Source organism: Arthrobacter sp. MDB1-55 (assembly GCF_059092925.1).
This window is the reverse complement of record NZ_JBNHID010000003.1, coordinates 627665-645969: the sequence shown is the minus strand read 5'-3', so window position 1 is coordinate 645969 and position 18305 is coordinate 627665. Positions and strand designations below refer to the sequence as shown.

The window sequence follows — 18305 nt, the reverse complement described above, 5'->3', positions numbered from 1 at the left end:
AAGAACAGTTGATGGATATTTGACATCGAACCGCGACCTCCCGCGATTACGACGACGGGGAGCAAGCCTCATTGAGCGCCTCGACGGACTCGGCGGGCACCTGGTCTCCCGCCGCAGCGATGTCACGAAGAGGGCCAGTGATTTCCGAGGGAACGCCGGCGGTTTCAGCGGTTTCTACCAGCCCTCCCAGGATTTCCCGGTCCCGAGCGCTGACGTTGCCGTCGTTCACGAGGGAACATACCTGGGATCGGACTTCCTCCGCGGCGGCCCCGGCAACCTGCGACGCCGCATCGCTGGCTATCCCGCCGGCGGTCTCCTCTATCTGGCTGCAGCCTGCGAGCAGGGCAGCGACGGGCACGAGCAGGCAGAGTGCAGCAAGTTTCTTCACTTTCCCAGTCTAGGTGCGCAACCCAGGCACACCTCTAGCGTTCGAGGTCCTCAGGGTCGAACTGGCTGAGTGGCGAGCCCCCGAAGTTTGCAGAGTCATCACTTGCATCGGCTTCCTCCTCGCTCATGGGATCGCCGAAATCGACGTCGGCGGCTGCTTCGCCAATGGTCGGTTCCTCCGGCGGAACCTGCTCGTCACCGTCGCTGAATCGGACATCTTCGGTTTCGTCGCGGAGGCTCTGGTCGCTTGTTTCCAGTCCCGGACCGCCTACACCTGGCTCATCCTGCAGCAGCGGATCCTGTTCCCAGTTGTCCGGGTCTACCTCGGCAGCACTCGGGTAGTCGTCCGGCTGGCCGTCCTTCACCGGATCCAGCGCCTCCGGAGCGAGCGACTGGTTTGCTGCCTCCGGTTCCTCGCCGACCACGTTCAGTTCCTCATCGGGGAGATTCTCAGTCATGACCGATCCTTTCGACGATTCTGTAGGAGCATCGGCTCCCGGTTCAGTAAGCCTACTGATCATTTTGGGTCGAAGCTAGCCGAACCAGTGACAGGAGGCTGCCGCGAATGGAACGGCAGCCTCCCATACCTAGTCGCCTACGGCATCCCGCCAGCTGTGCCGGGGGCTGAACCCCAGTACTTTCCGCGCCTTGTCGATTGACAGGAGCGTTTCATGTTCCCCAACGTCCTTCGTGACCTCAACACCGGGGAACACCTCGGCAGCGAGGGAAGCACTTGAGCGGTTCATCACCGTGTCGGCTGCGGCGATGATGTACCTGTCGAAGCCGTTCGGCGCGTTCTCAAGAGCCCGAAGCACGGCCTGTGCTCCGTCCCGGCCGTCGATATAGCCCCAAAGGTTCCACTTCCGCAGCAGGGGGTCGGCATCGAAGGACGGGAAATCCGCGTAGTCTTCCGGGTCCATAACGTTGGAGAATCGTAGTGCCGTGATGCTCAGGGCCGGATCCCAGCGGGTGAACTGGATAGCCATCTGCTCTTCAAGGTGTTTCACCAGCGAATAGGTACTTTCAGGACGCGCGTCATACTGCTCGTCGACTGGGATATACGGAGGATCCTGATCGAAGGGCAGCCCGAGAACAGTCTCACTGGAGGCGTACACAATGCGCCGGATGCCGGCCCGGCGGCACGCCTGGAATACGTTGTACGTCGCCAGCATGTTGTTGTGGAAGGTGGCAGCATCCGGGCGCAGACCCGGCGCCGGAATGGCGGCCAAATGCACGACGGCGTCGAATCCCGAGTGCCGATCGTCCACTCCCATGATCGCGTCTACGACGTCGCCATAATTGGTCAGATCGATGGACAGGAAACCCGGGCCGCGCTCGCCGTGCAGGTCGAAACCGTGCACTTCGTGTCCCGCTTCACGCAGCCCAGCGACGACGCTGCGCCCGAGCTTGCCGCTCGATCCGGTGACCGCGAGCCTCACGAGGGGCGCTTGTCGGGTGAGGTGGTCTTTGCAGGATCCGTTTCCGCCAGATGCCCCACAGCCTCATCGATTTTCTTGAGGAGAGCAGGCTCCAGCGTGACACCGGCGGCCGCGACGTTCGATTCAACCTGCTCGGGACGGGATGCACCGATAATCGCTGACGCGACGTTCGGGTTCTGGAGCACCCAGGCGATCGCGAGCTGCGCCATGCTCAGACCTGCTTCGTCCGCGAGCGGCTGCAGCTTCTGCACACCGGTGAGAACCTCATCGGACATCCAGCGCTTGATCATGTCAGCGCCGCCCTTCTCATCAGCCGCGCGCGACCCCTTCTCGGGATCCTGGCCGGGCTTGTACTTTCCGGTCAGCACACCCTGCGCCACGGGAGACCATACGATCTGTGAGATGCCGAGCTCCTCCGACGTCGGCACGACCTTCTCCTCAATCACCCGCCACAGCATCGAGTACTGCGGCTGGTTGGAGATGAGCTGGAAGCCCAGTTCCTTCGCCAGCGCATGACCGGAGCGCAGTTGGTCCGCCGTCCATTCGCTGACACCGATATAGAGCGCCTTGCCCTGCCGCACAACGTCGGCAAAGGCCTGCATGGTCTCTTCAAGAGGTGTCTCATGGTCATAGCGGTGGGCCTGGTACAGGTCCACGTAGTCAGTCTGCAGCCGGCGCAGCGAGCCGTCGATGGACTCCATGATGTGTTTGCGGGAGAGCCCCGAATCGTTGTGGCCCTTGGGGCCGGTGGCACCCCAGACCTTCGTGAAGATTTCAAGAGACTGCCGGCGCTCGCCCTTGAGGGCTTCGCCGAGAACAGTTTCAGCGGCGGTGTTCGCGTAGACGTCGGCGGTGTCAAAGGTGCTGATTCCGGCGTCGAGAGCCGCGCGCACACACTGGGTGGCGACGTCGTTCTCCACCTGGGAACCATGCGTCAGCCAGTTTCCGTAGGTGATTTCCGAGATCTTGAGTCCACTGTTTCCGAGGTATCTGAATTCCATGATTTCGATGCTAGCCACCTGCTTGCCCACCGGTATAGGGCAAGAGCCCGGTGACGTAAGCCTGGCACCGCCAACGGCTACACTGAATCGACGCCTGCCGACCAGTTGTGATTGAGGACCATGGGTACGTTTACCGCGCGATTTGCCACCGAGGAAGAACGCAAGAACTGGGATTCTCTGGTCACAGCCAACCCGAACGGCGGCAATCTCCTGCAGTCTGCGGCTTTCGCCGAGGTCAAGTCCCATCATGGTTGGAAGCCGCTCTTCCTGGCCTTTGAATCAGCGGAATACACCACCTATAACCTCGTCCTGGAAAAAAAGGTCCCCTTGCTCGGGAGCCTCTGGTACCTCATCAAGGGTCCGGACGTGGCCGCACCCGAGGATGTTCCCGCGGTCCTGCAGGCTTGCAGTGCTTTCATCCGCGAATCCGGGCTATCAGTATTCGCCGTGAAGGTGGAGCCGGATATCGTCGACAGCGAGGACGTGCGCACGCTCTTCCGGCGCGCAGGTCTGGTCAAGGCCTTCAACCTGCAGCCCAATGACCACACCGCAATTCTCGATACCACTCCCGAACCCAACCAGTTGCTGCGCAACCTTCACTCACGGGGGCGCAACGCTGTCCGGCGTGCGGAGCGTGAAGGCGTCACCGTTGAACGGATGGAGCCCACGGACGAGAACTTCCGCACGATGTACGGCCTCATGGCGCACATTGAGGACCGCTCGGCGGCGCGCCTGCGTTCATTCGAGTACTACCAGCGCTTTTGGTCGAACTTCGTTGCTGCAGGGCAGGGTCGGCTCTACTTCGTGTATGAGGACGGTGAACCTTCGGTAGGTGCGTTCGTCATCAATTACGGACGGAAGGGCACTTACAAGGACGGCGGCTCCAGGCCGGGGCGCTCCCAGTACGGTGATTCTCATCTCGTTCAGTGGCGGGCAATCAATGACCTCAAAAGCGAGCACAATATTGTTGAATACGATTTCTGTGGCACGCCGCCAAGTGACCAGCTGAAAGACAAGAACCACCAGCATCACGGTCTCGGTCTCTTCAAGACAAGTTTCACCAAAACGGTCACGGACTTCGTTGGCTGCTATGACCTGGTGCTCAGCCCGATGAAGTACCGTGCATGGCAGAAACTGGGCGAGCGGGTCATGCGGCAGGTGTATTGGCGCCGCACGCACCAACCGTTCTACTAAACCGCAACACCTCGGGAGTGGGGAACACGCCCGGGTCAGGAAGGGGCTAGAAGTGGCAGACAAGACCGGTGCCGACAAGCGCCGGAGCCCGGATACCAACCCCTCCCCGGTGGCCGAGCAGCTGCCCGTCGTGAGGCCGCCGGCCGTGCCGGGCAAGGCCAAGTCCAAAATAGCGAGGAAAGCCGGCCAGCCCCCGAAGGCCAACCCGACTGACGCCTTGCCGATCACCCCTCAGACGGCCCGTCCCGGCCGTCCGGACCGTTCACAGCTTGCCGCGCGCAAGATGCTGCGCCGCTTGGTCCAGGGTGAATCTCCTCCCACCCAGGCGATGAACCTTGTCGAGCGGCTCGCAGGCAGTCCCTACGCCAACCCCACGATCCAGGTGGGTGGGCCCGACGTCGGCGCCCGGCGCACGCTCGATTTCGCCCTCAGTCTGGCGGAGACCATGTTCCGCTACGGTGCGGGCGCGCTGGAGGTCGAGACGAGCATCATTGCCGTCACCGCCGCCTTCGGACTCGACAACATCGAAGTGGACATCACCAACCAGTCGGTGGTGCTCAACTACTCGGCGAAGGACCAGACACCAACCACGGTTCTGCGGGTTGTGCGCTCGTGGACCAACAATTATGCGGGCCTCACCCGTGTGCACCAGCTGGTAACGGACATCGTCGACGGCGGCGTCGACCGGGCTGAAGCCATCAGGCGGCTGGATGAGATTACGCACAGGCCCAAGCCGTTCCCACGGTGGATGGTGACCGCGGCCTTCGGCGTATTCGCCGCTGCAATCGTGGCCTTCATCGGCGGTGGACCGCTCGGTTCCCTCATCTCCTTCGCAAGCTGCATCGGTGTCGACCTGTTCTCGCGCCAGCTCGGACGCTGGAGAGTACCGGAGTTTTTCGCCACCGCGACATCGGCAGCCCTCGTGACCTTCATAGCAATGCTGATGTGGTGGCTTAACGTTCCGATCGCTCCCGCCCTTGTGGTGGTGGGCGGAATCCTTCTGCTCCTGCCTACCGGTCGGCTGGTGTCCGCTACCCAGGACGCGATCAACGGATTCCCCGTCACGGCAGCGGGACGATTCCTTTCCGCTTTCCTTGTCTTCGCGGGGCTGGTCTCCGGCATCGCCGTCGCGCTGGTGATGGGAACCTTCATCGGCATTCCGGAGCTGGACGTGACGACGTCGGAGGGATCGCAGTATCCGCTTCCCGTGGTTGCCCTACTTGTTTTCGTAGCCGTCGCGATGATCTGCATCGCCGAGCAGACCGACATGAGCCTCGTCGTCCCGACCTCGCTCATCGGAATGGCCGGATTCCTGCTCTACTCGCTGGTGGTGAGCCTTGGCGTTGGATACCGTCTCGCCCCCGCCATCGCTGCCGTGCTGATAGGCATGCTCGCGAGAATCGTGGCGCTGCGCATGGGAGCGCCTCAGCTCGTGGTGGCCGTGCCGGCGGTGATGTTCCTTTATCCCGGACTCACGATCTTCCGGTCCATGTATAACCTCACGACCGAGACCGGGGTTGCCGGGGCAGGTGCCATCGGGCTGTTCAACGCGCTGACCATCATCCTGGCGATCGCCGGGGGCGTGGTGCTGGGCGACAACCTGGCGCGGCCGTTCACCAAGAAGCTGAGCAGCAACGAACGGCGTCGTAACCGCCGCCGCTGATCCGCGCTAGCCCCGCAACCAGTGCACGGGTGCGGCGCCCTGTTCGGCCAGCAGGGCATTCGCTCTGCTGAAGGGACGCGAGCCGAAGAAGCCGCGGGACGCGGACAGTGGGCTGGGATGTGCGGACTCGATGAGCGGCGTCGATCCCAGCAGGGGCTTCAGCTGTGCGGCCTCCCGACCCCAGAGGATCGCCACCAACGGCTGGTCTCGGGCGACCAGTGCACGGATGGCAGCATCTGTGACGGCGTTCCAGCCGAGCTTGCGGTGGGACCCGGTTTCACCTGCCCGCACGGTGAGGACCCGGTTGAGCAGGAAGACTCCTTCATCCGCCCACCCGGAAAGATCGCCATGGGCAGGTGCAGGAGCGTCCAGGTCCGAAGCCAGTTCCTTATAGATGTTCACCAGGCTCCGGGGAAGTTTGGTCCGTCTGGTCACAGAAAAGGCCAGGCCCACTGAATGGCCGGGTGTGGGATAGGGATCCTGACCCACGATGATGACCTTGACGTGGCTGAGCGGATAGGTGAAAGCCCGAAGGATGAGGTCGGGGCCGGGCAAGAGCTGCGCGCCGCGCTGCTGCTCTTCGGCCAGGGCCCGGGCCAGTTCATGGACCTGCGGCTGAACCGGCCGCAGCGCCTCTGCCCAGTCCGGTGCCATGACGTCGTTCAGAGTGGCCGGAGCAGCGAACGGGAGCGCCGCGAACGGGAGTTCAGCGGCAGGCGATGCAGGGAAGGGCAGGGTGGGCGTGCCGTCGTCGTTCATAGTCTTATTCTGGCGCGGACGGGCGCTGCGGCTGCAGTTGTCGGTAAATGACAATGATGTGATTCGCCTTTACCATGGATCAGGAACCTTGAGCGGAAATAGTGGATGGGACGGTGTGTCGTGGGCATGCAGAACGCGGCAGCAGACATGAACCGTGAAGGGGTGGCGGGCAACCCGGAATCGGGATTGGGTGAGCGCGAGCAGCGGATTCTCGAACTTGAGCGTCAGTGGTGGAAGTACTCCGGCGCCAAGGAGCAGGCCATCCGGGAGATGTTCGATCTTTCCGCCACGCACTATTACCAGATCCTCAATGCACTCATCGATACTGAAGCAGCCCTCGCGCACGATCCCATGCTCGTGAAGAGATTGCGTAGACTACGTACGACCCGCCAACGCGCCCGTTCGGCGCGCCGTCTGGGCGTGGACGTTTAGCAACTACGCCCATCTCGAGCCAAGGATTTCCCGCCACATGACCCAGTACCCGCGCGACGAATTCGACCGTGTGCCCGAATCCGCCGCACGGCAGGGAGTTCATCGCGAGCGGCTGGTCCCTCCGCGATCGAGCGGACTGCCCCTGAAGATTGTTGCCGGCCTGCTTGTCCTTGCCGTTGGGTTGGCGGCCTACTTCCTCTTCCCGCGCCTCGGCCTCGGACAGGCCAGCCAGGTGACTCCTCAAAGCAGCACCGCCGCACCAATGCCCTCCATCACGGCCGATGAGACGAGGATCGGGACGCCGAGTGAAGAGCCCAGCGAATCCGAGGCACCTGCTGAGCCGGAAACGCCCAGCACTGAACCCACTCCCGAAGAGGATCCAACGTCCGAGCCGGAGCCCACTCCGGAGGCAACCGAGACGGCCGCGGCGGTCGACCGGGCGCAGCCAGTCGCCGTGCTGAATGCAACGACGGTCAGCGGGTTGGCCAGCACCGCCGCGGGCCGGTTGCAGGCTGACGGATGGAGCGTTACCCAAGTCGGTAACTGGTCCGGCGAGCAACTGCAGGGATCCATCGTCCTCTACAACGGCGAGGAGCAGAGACCGACGGCTGAAGCACTCGCAGCGGTCCTCGGTATCGGGGCCGTCCAGGGCAATGCAGGGTTCGGCAACATCACGGTTGTGGTCGGTCCCGGTTTCCAGTGAGCAGTCGGGTTAAGGATCAATAACATTCACTGTGTTCTGCGTCACTGTCGCCGAGAAGTGGGATTAGATGTATTTCAGCCCCGCAATCAACAGCTACGCGGGGGATCTACATAGTGGGAGAACAGCATGGCGCAGGGAACCGTGAAATGGTTCAACGCTGAAAAGGGATATGGCTTCATCACCGTCGATGAGGGCGGGGCAGATGTGTTTGTACATTGGTCCGCAATCCAGATGGATGGCTACCGCGCTCTCGATGAGGGTCAGCGGGTGGAATTCGAGATCGGAGAAGGTCAGAAGGGGCCGCAGGCTGAGGCTGTGCGTCTCGCATCCTGAATAGACCCACTCAATACCGAACGACGACGGCGCGCTTTCCGGCGGGGAGCGTACCGTCGTCGTTGTTTTTCCACGGGCGAACAGCTTGCACTCACGGGGCGAGAGTGCTAATTATGGAGTTAGCACTCAGAGGTGACGACTGCTAAGACGGCACCCGAGTGAGTGAACAAGGCAACCTCTGTGGTGAGGGCTGGTTCGGTAGGTACAGAGATCCTCCCGGGTCCGCCCGTCCGTCGCGGGCATCACAGGTCGGTAGCAGCTGATAAGCATGACCGTCCCGAAAGGACCTACGCCGTTATGGCCAAGATCATTTCTTTTGATGAAGAGGCACGCCGCGGCCTCGAGCGCGGGTTGAACACCCTCGCTGACGCAGTCAAGGTTACGCTGGGCCCCCGCGGTCGCAACGTTGTCCTTGAGAAGAAGTGGGGCGCTCCCACCATCACGAACGACGGCGTTTCCATCGCCAAGGAGATCGAACTTGACGATCCCTTCGAGAAGATCGGCGCTGAGCTCGTCAAGGAAGTTGCCAAGAAGACTGACGACGTTGCCGGTGACGGTACCACCACCGCTACCGTCCTCGCCCAGGCACTGGTCAAGGAAGGCCTGCGCAACGTGGCCGCCGGCGCTGACCCGCTGAGCCTCAAGCGCGGCATCGAGAAGGCTGTTGACGCTGTCACCGCCGAACTCCTTTCCTCCGCCAAGGAAATTGAGACCAAGGAAGAAATCGCGGCCACGGCTTCGATCTCCGCGGGCGACCAGCAGATCGGTGACCTCATCGCTGAAGCCCTCGACAAGGTGGGCAAGGAAGGCGTCATCACCGTCGAGGAGTCGAACACCTTCGGCCTGGAGCTTGAGCTCACTGAAGGTATGCGCTTCGACAAGGGCTACATTTCCGGTTACTTCGTCACCGACGCAGAGCGCCAGGAGACGGTCCTTGAAGACCCTTACATCCTGATCGTCAACTCGAAGATCTCCAACGTCAAGGACCTTGTTGCTGTTCTAGAGAAGGTCATGCAGTCCGGCAAGCCGCTGCTGATCATCGCCGAAGACATCGAGGGCGAAGCCCTGGCCACCCTCGTGGTCAACAAGATCCGCGGCACCTTCAAGTCCGTCGCCGTCAAGGCTCCGGGCTTCGGTGACCGTCGCAAGGCGCAGCTCGCTGACATCGCCATCCTTACCGGTGGCCAGGTCATCGCTGAAGAAGTTGGCCTCAAGCTGGAGAACGCCACCCTGGACCTCCTGGGCCAGGCACGCAAGGTTGTTGTCACCAAGGACGAGACCACCATCGTCGAGGGTGCAGGCAACGCCGAGGAGATCGCCGGCCGGGTTGCACAGATCCGCGCCGAGATCGAGAACTCCGACTCCGACTACGACCGTGAGAAGCTGCAGGAGCGCTTGGCCAAGCTGGCCGGCGGCGTTGCAGTCATCAAGGCCGGAGCAGCAACCGAGGTTGAGCTCAAGGAGCGCAAGCACCGCATCGAGGACGCCGTCCGCAACGCGAAGGCTGCAGTCGAGGAAGGCATCGTCGCCGGTGGCGGCGTGGCCCTGATCCAGGCCGGCGCCAAGGCGTTCGCCAACCTGACCCTTGAAGGTGACGAGGCAACCGGTGCGAACATCGTCCGCATCGCCATCGACGCTCCGCTCAAGCAGATTGCTTTCAACGCCGGCCTTGAGCCCGGCGTCGTGATCGAGAAGGTTCGCGGCCTGCCCGCTGGCCACGGTCTCAATGCTGCAACCGGTGACTACGAGGACCTCCTCGCTGCCGGTGTGAACGATCCCGTGAAGGTGACCCGCTCTGCACTGCAGAACGCTGCCTCCATCGCTGGTCTCTTCCTCACCACCGAAGCTGTTGTCGCGGACAAGCCTGAGAAGGCTGCTCCCGCCGGCGGCGGCGACGAGATGGGCGGCATGGGCGGAATGGGCGGCTTCTAAGCCCCAGTTCCGCTGAGCAGGTTCGTCTGCGAAGGCACCGCCTGCAAAGACACGTCTGCGAAGACACAGAAGGCCGGTCACCCGAGAACGGGTGGCCGGCCTTCGGCGTTCGTGCTCCGCCCGCTCGCGGGTTAGTGCATAAACATCCGGGCGTTGCTGAGCTCCGCCTGGCTGTACTGTTCGGTGGCGACAGCGAGTGCCTGGTTGATGCTCGCCAAGGACTCCTCAACCTTAAACTGCGTTGCACGCCAGTCCGTCACCAGTTGCTGGAAGTTCTGGGACGCCTGTCCCTGCCACTCTGACTCAAGGGAGCGGAGCCCGGACTGCATGGCGTTCACTTCGGACTGGAGACGCGCGATGGTGTTCTGCACGTCAGCGCTCTTGGCGGCCAGCGAGTCCGTGTTGACGTTAAAGTAGGTCATGGGTTCCTCCTGAAATCCTTGTACTGCGGATGCTTGCCCTCATGACGCTAGGGTGCGGGGAATATCAGGGGGAGCCATGAATTCAGGATGTGTGTAAGCCGCTGGCATTCGGTGTTTTGGGGAGGAATGGTCGCGTGGGCTCCCGAACCGTGCACGGTCAAGCGTCTTCGGAAAGGCTGCTTTCCGGGTCATGCGGCAGCCGGATCGAGAGCGTGGCACCGCCGCCGGGTGTCTCCTCCAACCTGACGCTTCCGTCGTGCTGCGCCACCAGTGCGGCGACGATGGCGAGGCCGAGGCCGGTGCCGCCGGTCTCGCGGTAGCGGGACGAATCCGCCCGGTAGAACCGTTCGAAGACACGGGAAGCGTCCTCCTCCGAGATGCCGGGACCATGATCCCGCACCTCGATAACGGCATCGCTCCTGCCGTGGATGACAGGCGCGACGCCGACCGCAACCTCGATCGGGGAGCCCTCCGGCGTGTACCGCAGGGCGTTGGTCATCAGGTTCGCCACAACCTGGCGGAGACGGGCTTCGTCGCCGACGGTCGGAGCGTGCCTCGCCGGTCCGCCGTCGAGTCCGATCACTCTGATTGTCCGGTCCGGAGCGATGGCACGGGCGTCCATGGCGGCATCGTTCCCCAATACCAGCAGATCAAGCGGCTGGGCTTCCAGCGGCCGCTGCTCGTCGATGCGGGCGAGCGTCAACAGGTCCTCGACCAGTTGACCCATGCGCTTTGCTTCGCTCTCGATCCGGCCCATGGCGGCCTTGACGTCCTCGTCATTCTGTAGGGCGCCGTGGCGGTACAGCTCCGAGAATCCACGGATGGTCACGAGGGGGGTACGCAGCTCGTGGGACGCGTCCGCGACGAAGCGGCGCATCTTCCGTTCCGACTCCATGCGCGCCGCGAATGCCGACTCGATATGCGAGAGCATCGCGTTCAGCGACCGGGAGAGCCTGCCCACCTCTGTTGCCGGGCGCTCAACCTCGACGCGGCGGGAAAGGTCCCCGCCCGCGATGGCCGCTGCGGTCCGCTCCACCCTGCTGAGCGGACGGAACTGCCGGGTGACCGCCAAGTACGCGACAATCGAGGCGGCAGCGATGGAGAACAGTCCGACGGTGAAGATGATGCGGCCGGCTTCGGAGACGGTGTCATGCACGGTGGACATGCGGGTCGCCACGGCAACCGAGCTGTCCTCCTCAATCAGCGGGAACACGATGACGCGCCATTCGCTCTCATTCCGGCTTCCCGGGACGGTGAAGGCATCCAGGTTCATCGCCTCGACTTCCTCCCTGCTAAGGCGCGGAATAACCGGCACCTCGAGGGCGTCGGGGGAGTGTGTCGAGCGGATCGACTCCCCGTTCTCGTCGAGCCACAGCCCGTAGAAGCGGAGCAGGTTCTGGTTCGTGTCGCTCCCAATAGCGCCGATGCTGTTGGTCACCGACTGGGCGTTCGCTTGTATGTCCTTGTCCATCTGGACCACCAGGCTGTTCCGGAGCAGCGAGATGGTTACGATGCCCGTGATGGCAACGGTGAACACCATGAGCAGGGTCATGATGGCAATCAGTTGCGTGCGGAGGGAAGCGGATTTCCAGGGGCGAGTCACAGCGGCTATGGGAATAGTGGGTTACCGCTTGTCGGCGGTGCGCAGCAGGTAGCCGACGCCGCGTTTGGTCTGGATGAGTGCGGGGGCGTCTGGGTTCTTGTCGATTTTGCGGCGGAGGTAAGAGATGTAGGACTCCACGATGGAGGCATCTCCATTGAAGTCGTACTCCCACACGTGGTCGAGGATCTGCGCCTTGGACAGCACACGGTTGGGGTTCATCATCAGGTAGCGCAGCAGCTTGAACTCCGTGGGGGACAGGTCAATCACCTCACCCCCACGGCGGACCTCGTGAGCATCATCATCGAGTGAGAGGTCATCGACACGGATGACGGCGCCGTCGTCCTCAAGCGGGCGGGTCCGCCGAAGGACAGCCCGGATGCGGGCGACCACCTCGTCCAGGCTGAACGGCTTGGTGACGTAGTCATCGCCGCCCACCGTGAGCCCGGTGACCTTGTCATCGGTGTCATCGCGGGCCGTCAGGAATACGACGGGAAAGTGGCGCCCGGCAGCACGGAGGCGGCGCGTGACAGTGAAACCGTCCATGTCCGGCAGCATCACGTCCAACACGGCGAGGTCCGGATTGTGGGTTTCGGCGGCGGCGAGGGCGTCGCGTCCGTTGGCGGCGGCAACGACGTCGAATCCGGCGAAGCGCAGGGAGGTAGAGAGCAGTTCCCGGATGTTCGGCTCGTCGTCGACTACAAGCAGTTTTGCTTCAGGTCCTGATTTATTCACGACTCCCAGTCTGCTCCCAGATGCTGGGAGTTGTCTGGATGTTAGCCGAATGCGCGGGAGCCGCGGGTCAGCCTGACGAGGCTGCTGTCACCCCTGCGGGATATCCGCCGCGTCCATGATGGTGTACGCGTATCCCTGCTCGGCGAGGAAGCGCTGCCGCTTGGCGGCGAAGTCCTGGTCGAGGGTGTCACGGGCGACGACGGTGTAGAACCGTGCTGCTCGTCCGTCACCTTTGGGGCGAAGCAGGCGTCCCAGCCGCTGGGCTTCCTCCTGGCGCGATCCGAACGAGCCCGACACCTGGATGGCCACCGAGGCCTCGGGGAGGTCGATCGAGAAGTTGGCAACCTTGGAGACGACCAGGGTGTGCAGTTCTCCGGAGCGGAAAGCGCTGAACAGGCGCTGGCGTTCCTTGACGGATGTCTCACCCTTGATGATCGGCGCGTCGAGCCGTTCGCCAAGCTCGTCGAGCTGGTCAATATACTGTCCGATGACCAGCAGCTGCTCACCCTTGTGCGAGGCGACCAGCTTCTCAACGACAGAGGTCTTCGTCTCGGAGGTGGCGCACAGGCGGTACTTGTCGCCGTCGTCGGCCATGGCGTAGGCCACACGCTCATCGCGGGGGAGGTCAACCCGAACCTCCACGCAGTCTGCCGGCGCAATGTATCCCTGCGCCTCGATGTCCTTCCAGGGCGCGTCATAGCGCTTGGGACCGATCAGGGAGAACACTTCTCCCTCCCGGCCGTCCTCACGCACGAGGGTCGCCGTGAGACCGAGGCGCCGCCGCGCCTGAAGGTCAGCGGTCATCCGGAAGATCGGTGCAGGCAGCAGGTGGACCTCGTCGTACACGATAAGGCCCCAGTCATTGGCGTCAAGCAGCTCAAGGTGGGGGTACAGTCCGCCGCGGCGCAGGGTGAGCACCTGGTAGGTGGCGATGGTGACGGGCCGGACCTCCTTGACGGATCCGGAGTACTCGCCGATCTCGTCCTCAGTCAGCGACGTCCGCTTGAGCAGTTCGTCCTTCCACTGCCGCGCCGACACCGTGTTGGTCACGAGGATGAGCGTGGTGGTGGAACTCGTCGCCATCGCTGCCGCGCCCACCAGTGTCTTTCCCGCGCCGCACGGAAGCACGACGACGCCGGAGCCGCCCGCCCAGAAGTTCTCCGTAGCCACCTTCTGGTACGGGCGCAGGGTCCAGCCGTCCTCGTTGAGCATGATGGGGTGCGGCGTGCCGTCAACGTAGCCGGCGAGATCCTCTGCCGGCCACCCGAGCTTCAGCAGGAGTTGCTTCAGCTGCCCGCGCTGGGAGGAGTGCACCACCACGGTTTCACCGTCGATCCGGGGACCAAGGAGGGGCTCGATCTTTTTGGCGTGGAGCACTTCCTCAAGCACGGGATAGTCGTTGGTGCGCAGCACGAGGCCGTGCTGGGCGTCCTTTTCCAGTCGCAGCCGCCCGTAGCGCGACATGGTTTCTTCAATGTCGACGAGGAGCGCGTGCGGCACCGGGAAGCGCGAGTATTTCAGCAGCGTGTCTAGAACCTGTTCGGCGTCGAGCCCGGCGGCGCGGGCATTCCACAGGCCAAGGGGCGTGAGCCGGTAGCTGTGCACATGCTCTGGAGCGCGCTCCAGCTCCGCGAACGCTGCGATGGCATGCCGCGCTTCGGTGGCCTGCTCGTGATCAACCTCCAGCAGGATGGTCTTGTCGCTCTGGACGATGAGCGGCCCGTTAGGCATCCGTTGAAGCCCCTTCCACAGTTTCCACATCCATAATCCGATGCACGGAGATCACGCGCTCGGTCTCGTTCTCCGGGTCGAAAACGCGCACCCGTCCCGCATGAACCGACAGTGGAACAAAGACCTGCCGGGTGGAATTCCCGGAGCTGTCCGCGAGGCCCATCCGGACCGCCCTCTTGGTCCGGATGGCTGTCCGGAGCGTCTCGAGGCCGATCATCGCCTCACTCTCGGCGCCCCCGCCCGGACCTGGCCTGGCGCTGCCCCGCAGCACCTTCATCTGCGCTTCGAGGTCTTCCTCGGTCAGCACCCACGGGTTGGTCCGCACCGCAGACGACGACGGCGTCGATCCGGCACTCCGAATCGGCTGCCTCACTTCAGCGCCCCCCTCCAACGCGGGGGAGTAGCCGAGCTCGCGCAGTGCTGAGGCAAGTTCGGCAGGCGTAGCCTGGGCCGTCACGACGGTTGGTGCAAGCCGGACAAGCCCGAGCGCCGCGGCTGCGGGATCCGCGAGGAGTGCCGTCAGAGCGGCGTCGTCATCGCTGCGAACGTAGCTGAAGGCGGGACCGACGCGCAGCGACCCGTAGCGGGCGGCGGTGTCTTCCACGAGGTAGCGCACCGGTTGCGGAACGTTCGTGGCAGAGTGCTTCTCAAGGAAGGCCAGAATGGCTGCGGCGTCCTGACCGGTGTCGAGGGCACGCCGCACCGACTGGGCGGAAAACCGGTACACAGTTGCCGGGCCCTGTCCCTCCGCAGAGGCGAGCAGGGCAAGTTCACGGGCGACCTGGGGCTCAAGATAACCAGGCGCCACTGCGGTCAGGTCGGCCTGCAGCATGAAGTGGGTGAGCGGTTCAGGGAGGGCATCGCGAAGAGCCTCAACGGCGTCATCGAACCGGTCCTCCGCGACTGCTCCTCCGAGGTCAGTCAAGGCGCCGGAACCGAGCAGGCCGAGGTGCCCCATCTCCACCACCATCCCAGGGACCAGCCGGGAAAAGCGGCGGCGGAGGCGGGGTTGCTGCCAGGTGAGCCTCTCGATCAGGGAGGATGCGTCGAGAACGCACGCGCGGCCGTCGTCGTTTGCTGCTTCCGTTGAGATCGCCAGAGCCGCAGACAACGCACGACGGCGGACGGCCGGCGCGTCGGTCCGGTTGGCCTCCGATGACAGCGGATTGACGGTGCTGCCGCTGGGCAGCCGACCTCCCACGAGGGAAGGAGCACGCTCCGCACCAAGCCACGCGCGCACCAGTTGAAGCCACTGCTCGTGACGTTCAGAAAGGTGCCAGGACCCGCTCGCCGCGGCCGTCCAGCGCGAGCTGTCCGGGTCAAGTGCGATGAGCCCCGCGAGTGCGGCCAGCTCAAGCAGCCAGACCACCTGTTCGCGGTCCACACGAAGCGAGTCCGCGAGCCGACGGACTTCACGGACGCCCACTCCTCCCGTGCGCAGCGTCGCTATGGGTTCGGACTGCGCAGCGGCCAGGAGCTCCGTGACCAGCCGAAGTGTCTCGGCCACGGCCCCGAAGGCGGCGTTGTCCCGAAGGCTCACCCGTACCGAGTTCAGGCGAGGTTCAGGCGGCGTTACCGGCAGGGAAGGAATGATCAGGCCGCCACGCGCCGCGATTCCCACCTCGCGGGGTAGCTCCACGTGGTTCGCGTCGAGCCGGATGAGCAGTCCGTTCTCGAGGAGCCACTCAATCCGCGTTACCGTCCCCGATGCTGCGCCGGCTTTGGCTGATCCCACCGGCGAAGCTGCGAGCTTTGCCAGCAGGTCCGGTGCTTTCTCCGGAACCGCTGCAAGAACCGCGTCCCAGGATTCTTCAAGCACTCGAGCGAGCTCGGTCGCCGGATCGCTGCCGGCCGGTAAGCCCGTCGGTCGGGGTACCGCCGACGCATACAGGCGTTCGAGCCCGGTCCTGATGCGCTCGCCATACTCGGGGTACTGCTGCACCAGCATTGCGAGCGGACGCCCCAGCCCTGCCGGATAGGGGCCGAGCGCTTCGTGGAGCGTCTCCAGTGGTAAATAAGAGTGCCGGCTCCTCGACAAACGACCGGACCGCACAAGGGCGATGTCCCGGAGCTGCGCGAGGTAGGGCTCGAGCATCTTGGCGGTCGTCGAGCCGATCACCGTCTTGAGGGTTGCTGCCGTGCTGCCGACTTCGCCGTCAAGATTCGTTGTAAGGACGACGGCCTCCAACACCATCAATTGGGGGGCGCTCAGAGTTTCGAGCGCGCGCTGCACACTGACCCGCGTTGACGCCCGTGCCGCGAGGGCGGCAAAGTCCGGAACGGGCGGAAGCACCACGTCGGGGCGTGCGGCCATCAGCTGGCGGAGTTCGGAGTCGCTGCGGGACGCCAGATCTTCGGCTAGGGCACGGATGGCGGACACCACATTAACGTTACTCGCACCGGGGAACGGCGGGGCGACGGTGTGGCCGGACACCGACGGCTGCGCGTGAGTTAACTGCGGCCGCGGGAAATAACGCTGCTGACGACGCTGACGAGCATCAGCAGGAAGGCCAGAGGCAGGCAAAAATACGCGGCGGCCATGAATCCCGGCCACGGCTGCATGCCCATCCACGCAGACACGAGGACGGCCACGAGCGAAATGAGGCCGACAGCTGCGAGCGTGACCGCGGCAATCAACAGGATGCGCCCGCTTCGAGGGGTGCCTTTTGCCTCCCTGAGGGGACTGGCGCCGTCGTTCGCGTCAGGAACGGAGGATGGGTTCTGCATCATGATGCTCCTAGCGTACAAGGGTGCTCATCGTCCATTCCCCTCACCGGTGCCGGTATCCTGTTAAGGCAGACTTTTTCGCTGCGTACGGCCAGTTCACCGACATCGCGTCGATTCCTATCGATTCGTCGGTAACTCACGGCCTGCGCACCAGCAGTACGAGAACGGGGTAATTACGTGCCTATCGGCAAGGTGAAGTGGTTCGACTCTGAAAAGGGTTTCGGCTTTCTGGCGACGGATGACGGCAAGGAAGTATTCCTGCATGCCTCCGCGCTCCCTGCCGGAGTAACAGAGGTGAAGGTGGGGGCCCGGCTCGAGTTCGGCGTCGCTGATGGACGCAAGGGCCTGCAGGCATTGTCGGCCCGCATCCTTGATGCCCAGCCGTCTGTAGCCAAGGCAACACGGAAGAAGGCGGAAGATATGGCCGTCATCACCGAGGACCTGATCCGCCTGCTCGACGACGTGTCCAACGGTCTGCGCCGCGGTCGGTACCCCGACAAGTCGCACTCCGCGAAGGTTGCTGCGGTGCTGCGCGCCGTCGCGGATGACCTGGACGTTTAGGTCCAATGACTGAATCTCCAGCATCGACGGAGTCCGGGGAGGCTCAACCAGCGGAAGCACCGGGAGCCGTGGCATCCGCGGTTCCCGCTGCCAAGCGCCGCCCCGCCCGGAAGCCGTCCAAGCCCGACGCCGTATTGGCTGCCGCTGTGGACGCCGCACGGAACGGTGTGCTGGAGATCGCCGACGGAACACCCGTGGGTGAGCATCTGGGAGTCGTCCCGGAGGCGGAGAGGCTCGTCACCCACCGTTTCGCGGCCAATGTTCCGGGTTACGTGGGCTGGCACTGGTTTGCGACGCTCGCCCGGGTTCCCCGTGGCAAGGACGTTACCGTCTGCGAGGTCGGGTTGTTGCCTTCTGCGGACGCCCTGCTGGCCCCCGACTGGGTCCCGTGGTCCGAACGCGTCCGCCCGGAAGACACCGCGGAGGAAACAGCGGAGGAAACAGCGGCCGGGGATTCAGCGGAGGCCGCCGAAGTGGACCACGTCATGGAAGCAGACGTGGACCCTGAAGAAGACACTGCTGACAGCGCGCATGCTGAACCTGAACCTGCAGCTGACGAACCTGCTGACAGTGAGCCCGTCGAAAGGGGATCGGCGGGGACCGGCTCCCCGGACCCCGATGCCGATGATCCGAGCACTCCCGGGGGCGAATCCCCAGTTGCCTAGGGTGTGGAGGGCTGCAGGAAG

Annotated in this window: 19 protein-coding genes; 8 read left to right on the top strand and 11 right to left on the bottom strand. The window is 63.8% G+C overall.

Features of this window, described 5'->3' with window-relative positions; translation table 11 throughout:
• Positions 1-46: 46 nt before the first annotated feature.
• The 4 genes from AC5RU3_RS14610 to AC5RU3_RS14595 all read right to left on the bottom strand — a co-directional run bounded on the left by AC5RU3_RS14610 (position 47) and on the right by AC5RU3_RS14595 (position 2827).
• Positions 47-388 (bottom strand): hypothetical protein, encoded by a 342-nt coding sequence (locus tag AC5RU3_RS14610; RefSeq protein ID WP_309070142.1) that lies wholly within the window; start codon positions 386-388, stop codon positions 47-49.
• Between the two features lie 34 nt (positions 389-422).
• A complete protein-coding gene (locus AC5RU3_RS14605; protein ID WP_309070143.1) occupies positions 423-845 on the bottom strand; it encodes a hypothetical protein in 423 nt (140 codons plus the stop codon).
• A 129-nt stretch (positions 846-974) separates the two neighbouring features.
• Positions 975-1826: an NAD-dependent epimerase/dehydratase family protein gene (locus AC5RU3_RS14600; protein WP_493966015.1), complete on the bottom strand. Its 852-nt coding sequence runs from the start codon at positions 1824-1826 to the stop codon at positions 975-977.
• Positions 1823-2827 (bottom strand): aldo/keto reductase family protein, encoded by a 1005-nt coding sequence (locus AC5RU3_RS14595; protein WP_493966014.1) that lies wholly within the window; start codon positions 2825-2827, stop codon positions 1823-1825. The genes AC5RU3_RS14600 and AC5RU3_RS14595 overlap by 4 nt, the downstream gene beginning before the upstream one ends.
• A 120-nt stretch (positions 2828-2947) precedes the next feature.
• Here AC5RU3_RS14595 and AC5RU3_RS14590 point away from each other — a divergent pair, with 120 nt between their 5' ends.
• Positions 2948-4021, top strand: coding sequence for a lipid II:glycine glycyltransferase FemX (locus AC5RU3_RS14590; protein WP_458116359.1), 1074 nt, complete (start codon positions 2948-2950; stop codon positions 4019-4021).
• A gap of 52 nt (positions 4022-4073) precedes the next feature.
• Positions 4074-5684 (top strand): threonine/serine exporter family protein, encoded by a 1611-nt coding sequence (locus tag AC5RU3_RS14585; protein WP_375164437.1) that lies wholly within the window; start codon positions 4074-4076, stop codon positions 5682-5684.
• Between the two features lie 6 nt (positions 5685-5690).
• Here the strand turns inward: AC5RU3_RS14585 and AC5RU3_RS14580 are convergent, their stop codons facing one another.
• Entirely contained in the window at positions 5691-6443 is a 753-nt protein-coding gene (locus tag AC5RU3_RS14580; protein WP_309070147.1) for a uracil-DNA glycosylase, read from the bottom strand.
• 126 nt (positions 6444-6569) lie between these two features.
• Between AC5RU3_RS14580 and AC5RU3_RS14575 the strand changes: the two genes are divergently transcribed.
• The 4 genes from AC5RU3_RS14575 (at position 6570) to groL (ending at position 9843) form a co-directional block, all read left to right on the top strand.
• The gene (locus tag AC5RU3_RS14575; protein ID WP_375164438.1) at positions 6570-6875 is read left to right on the top strand and encodes a DUF3263 domain-containing protein; all 306 of its coding nucleotides are present in this window, start codon (positions 6570-6572) and stop codon (positions 6873-6875) included.
• Positions 6876-6912: 37 nt separating this feature from the next.
• Positions 6913-7578, top strand: coding sequence for a LytR C-terminal domain-containing protein (locus AC5RU3_RS14570; protein ID WP_493966013.1), 666 nt, complete (start codon positions 6913-6915; stop codon positions 7576-7578).
• A gap of 126 nt (positions 7579-7704) precedes the next feature.
• A complete protein-coding gene (locus AC5RU3_RS14565) occupies positions 7705-7911 on the top strand; it encodes a cold-shock protein (protein ID WP_309070149.1) in 207 nt (68 codons plus the stop codon).
• Between the two features lie 297 nt (positions 7912-8208).
• A complete protein-coding gene (gene groL / locus AC5RU3_RS14560) occupies positions 8209-9843 on the top strand; it encodes a chaperonin GroEL (protein WP_493966012.1) in 1635 nt (544 codons plus the stop codon).
• A 131-nt stretch (positions 9844-9974) separates the two neighbouring features.
• On the opposite strand, the gene AC5RU3_RS14555 is transcribed toward groL, so the two are convergent.
• From AC5RU3_RS14555 to AC5RU3_RS14530, 6 genes are all read right to left on the bottom strand, one after another.
• On the bottom strand, positions 9975-10265 hold the full coding sequence (locus AC5RU3_RS14555) for a WXG100 family type VII secretion target (protein ID WP_309070151.1): 291 nt from the start codon (positions 10263-10265) through the stop codon (positions 9975-9977).
• Positions 10266-10422: 157 nt separating this feature from the next.
• Positions 10423-11868 (bottom strand): sensor histidine kinase, encoded by a 1446-nt coding sequence (locus tag AC5RU3_RS14550; RefSeq protein ID WP_309123705.1) that lies wholly within the window; start codon positions 11866-11868, stop codon positions 10423-10425.
• Positions 11869-11889: 21 nt separating this feature from the next.
• Positions 11890-12600 carry a response regulator transcription factor gene (locus AC5RU3_RS14545; RefSeq protein ID WP_309070153.1) on the bottom strand — a complete coding sequence of 237 codons (711 nt, stop codon included), beginning with the start codon at positions 12598-12600 and terminating at the stop codon, positions 11890-11892.
• 87 nt (positions 12601-12687) lie between these two features.
• Complete coding sequence (locus tag AC5RU3_RS14540; protein ID WP_493966011.1) at positions 12688-14331, bottom strand: DNA repair helicase XPB; 1644 nt, start codon at positions 14329-14331, stop codon at positions 12688-12690.
• Positions 14324-16711 carry a helicase-associated domain-containing protein gene (locus AC5RU3_RS14535; RefSeq protein ID WP_493966010.1) on the bottom strand — a complete coding sequence of 796 codons (2388 nt, stop codon included), beginning with the start codon at positions 16709-16711 and terminating at the stop codon, positions 14324-14326. The genes AC5RU3_RS14540 and AC5RU3_RS14535 overlap by 8 nt, the downstream gene beginning before the upstream one ends.
• Positions 16712-16782: 71 nt before the next feature.
• Positions 16783-17061 (bottom strand): hypothetical protein, encoded by a 279-nt coding sequence (locus tag AC5RU3_RS14530; RefSeq protein WP_458116365.1) that lies wholly within the window; start codon positions 17059-17061, stop codon positions 16783-16785.
• 174 nt (positions 17062-17235) lie between these two features.
• Between AC5RU3_RS14530 and AC5RU3_RS14525 the strand changes: the two genes are divergently transcribed.
• Complete coding sequence (locus AC5RU3_RS14525; protein WP_309070157.1) at positions 17236-17619, top strand: cold-shock protein; 384 nt, start codon at positions 17236-17238, stop codon at positions 17617-17619.
• A gap of 5 nt (positions 17620-17624) precedes the next feature.
• Positions 17625-18284: a DUF3027 domain-containing protein gene (locus AC5RU3_RS14520; RefSeq protein WP_493966009.1), complete on the top strand. Its 660-nt coding sequence runs from the start codon at positions 17625-17627 to the stop codon at positions 18282-18284.
• Positions 18285-18305 lie beyond the last annotated feature (21 nt).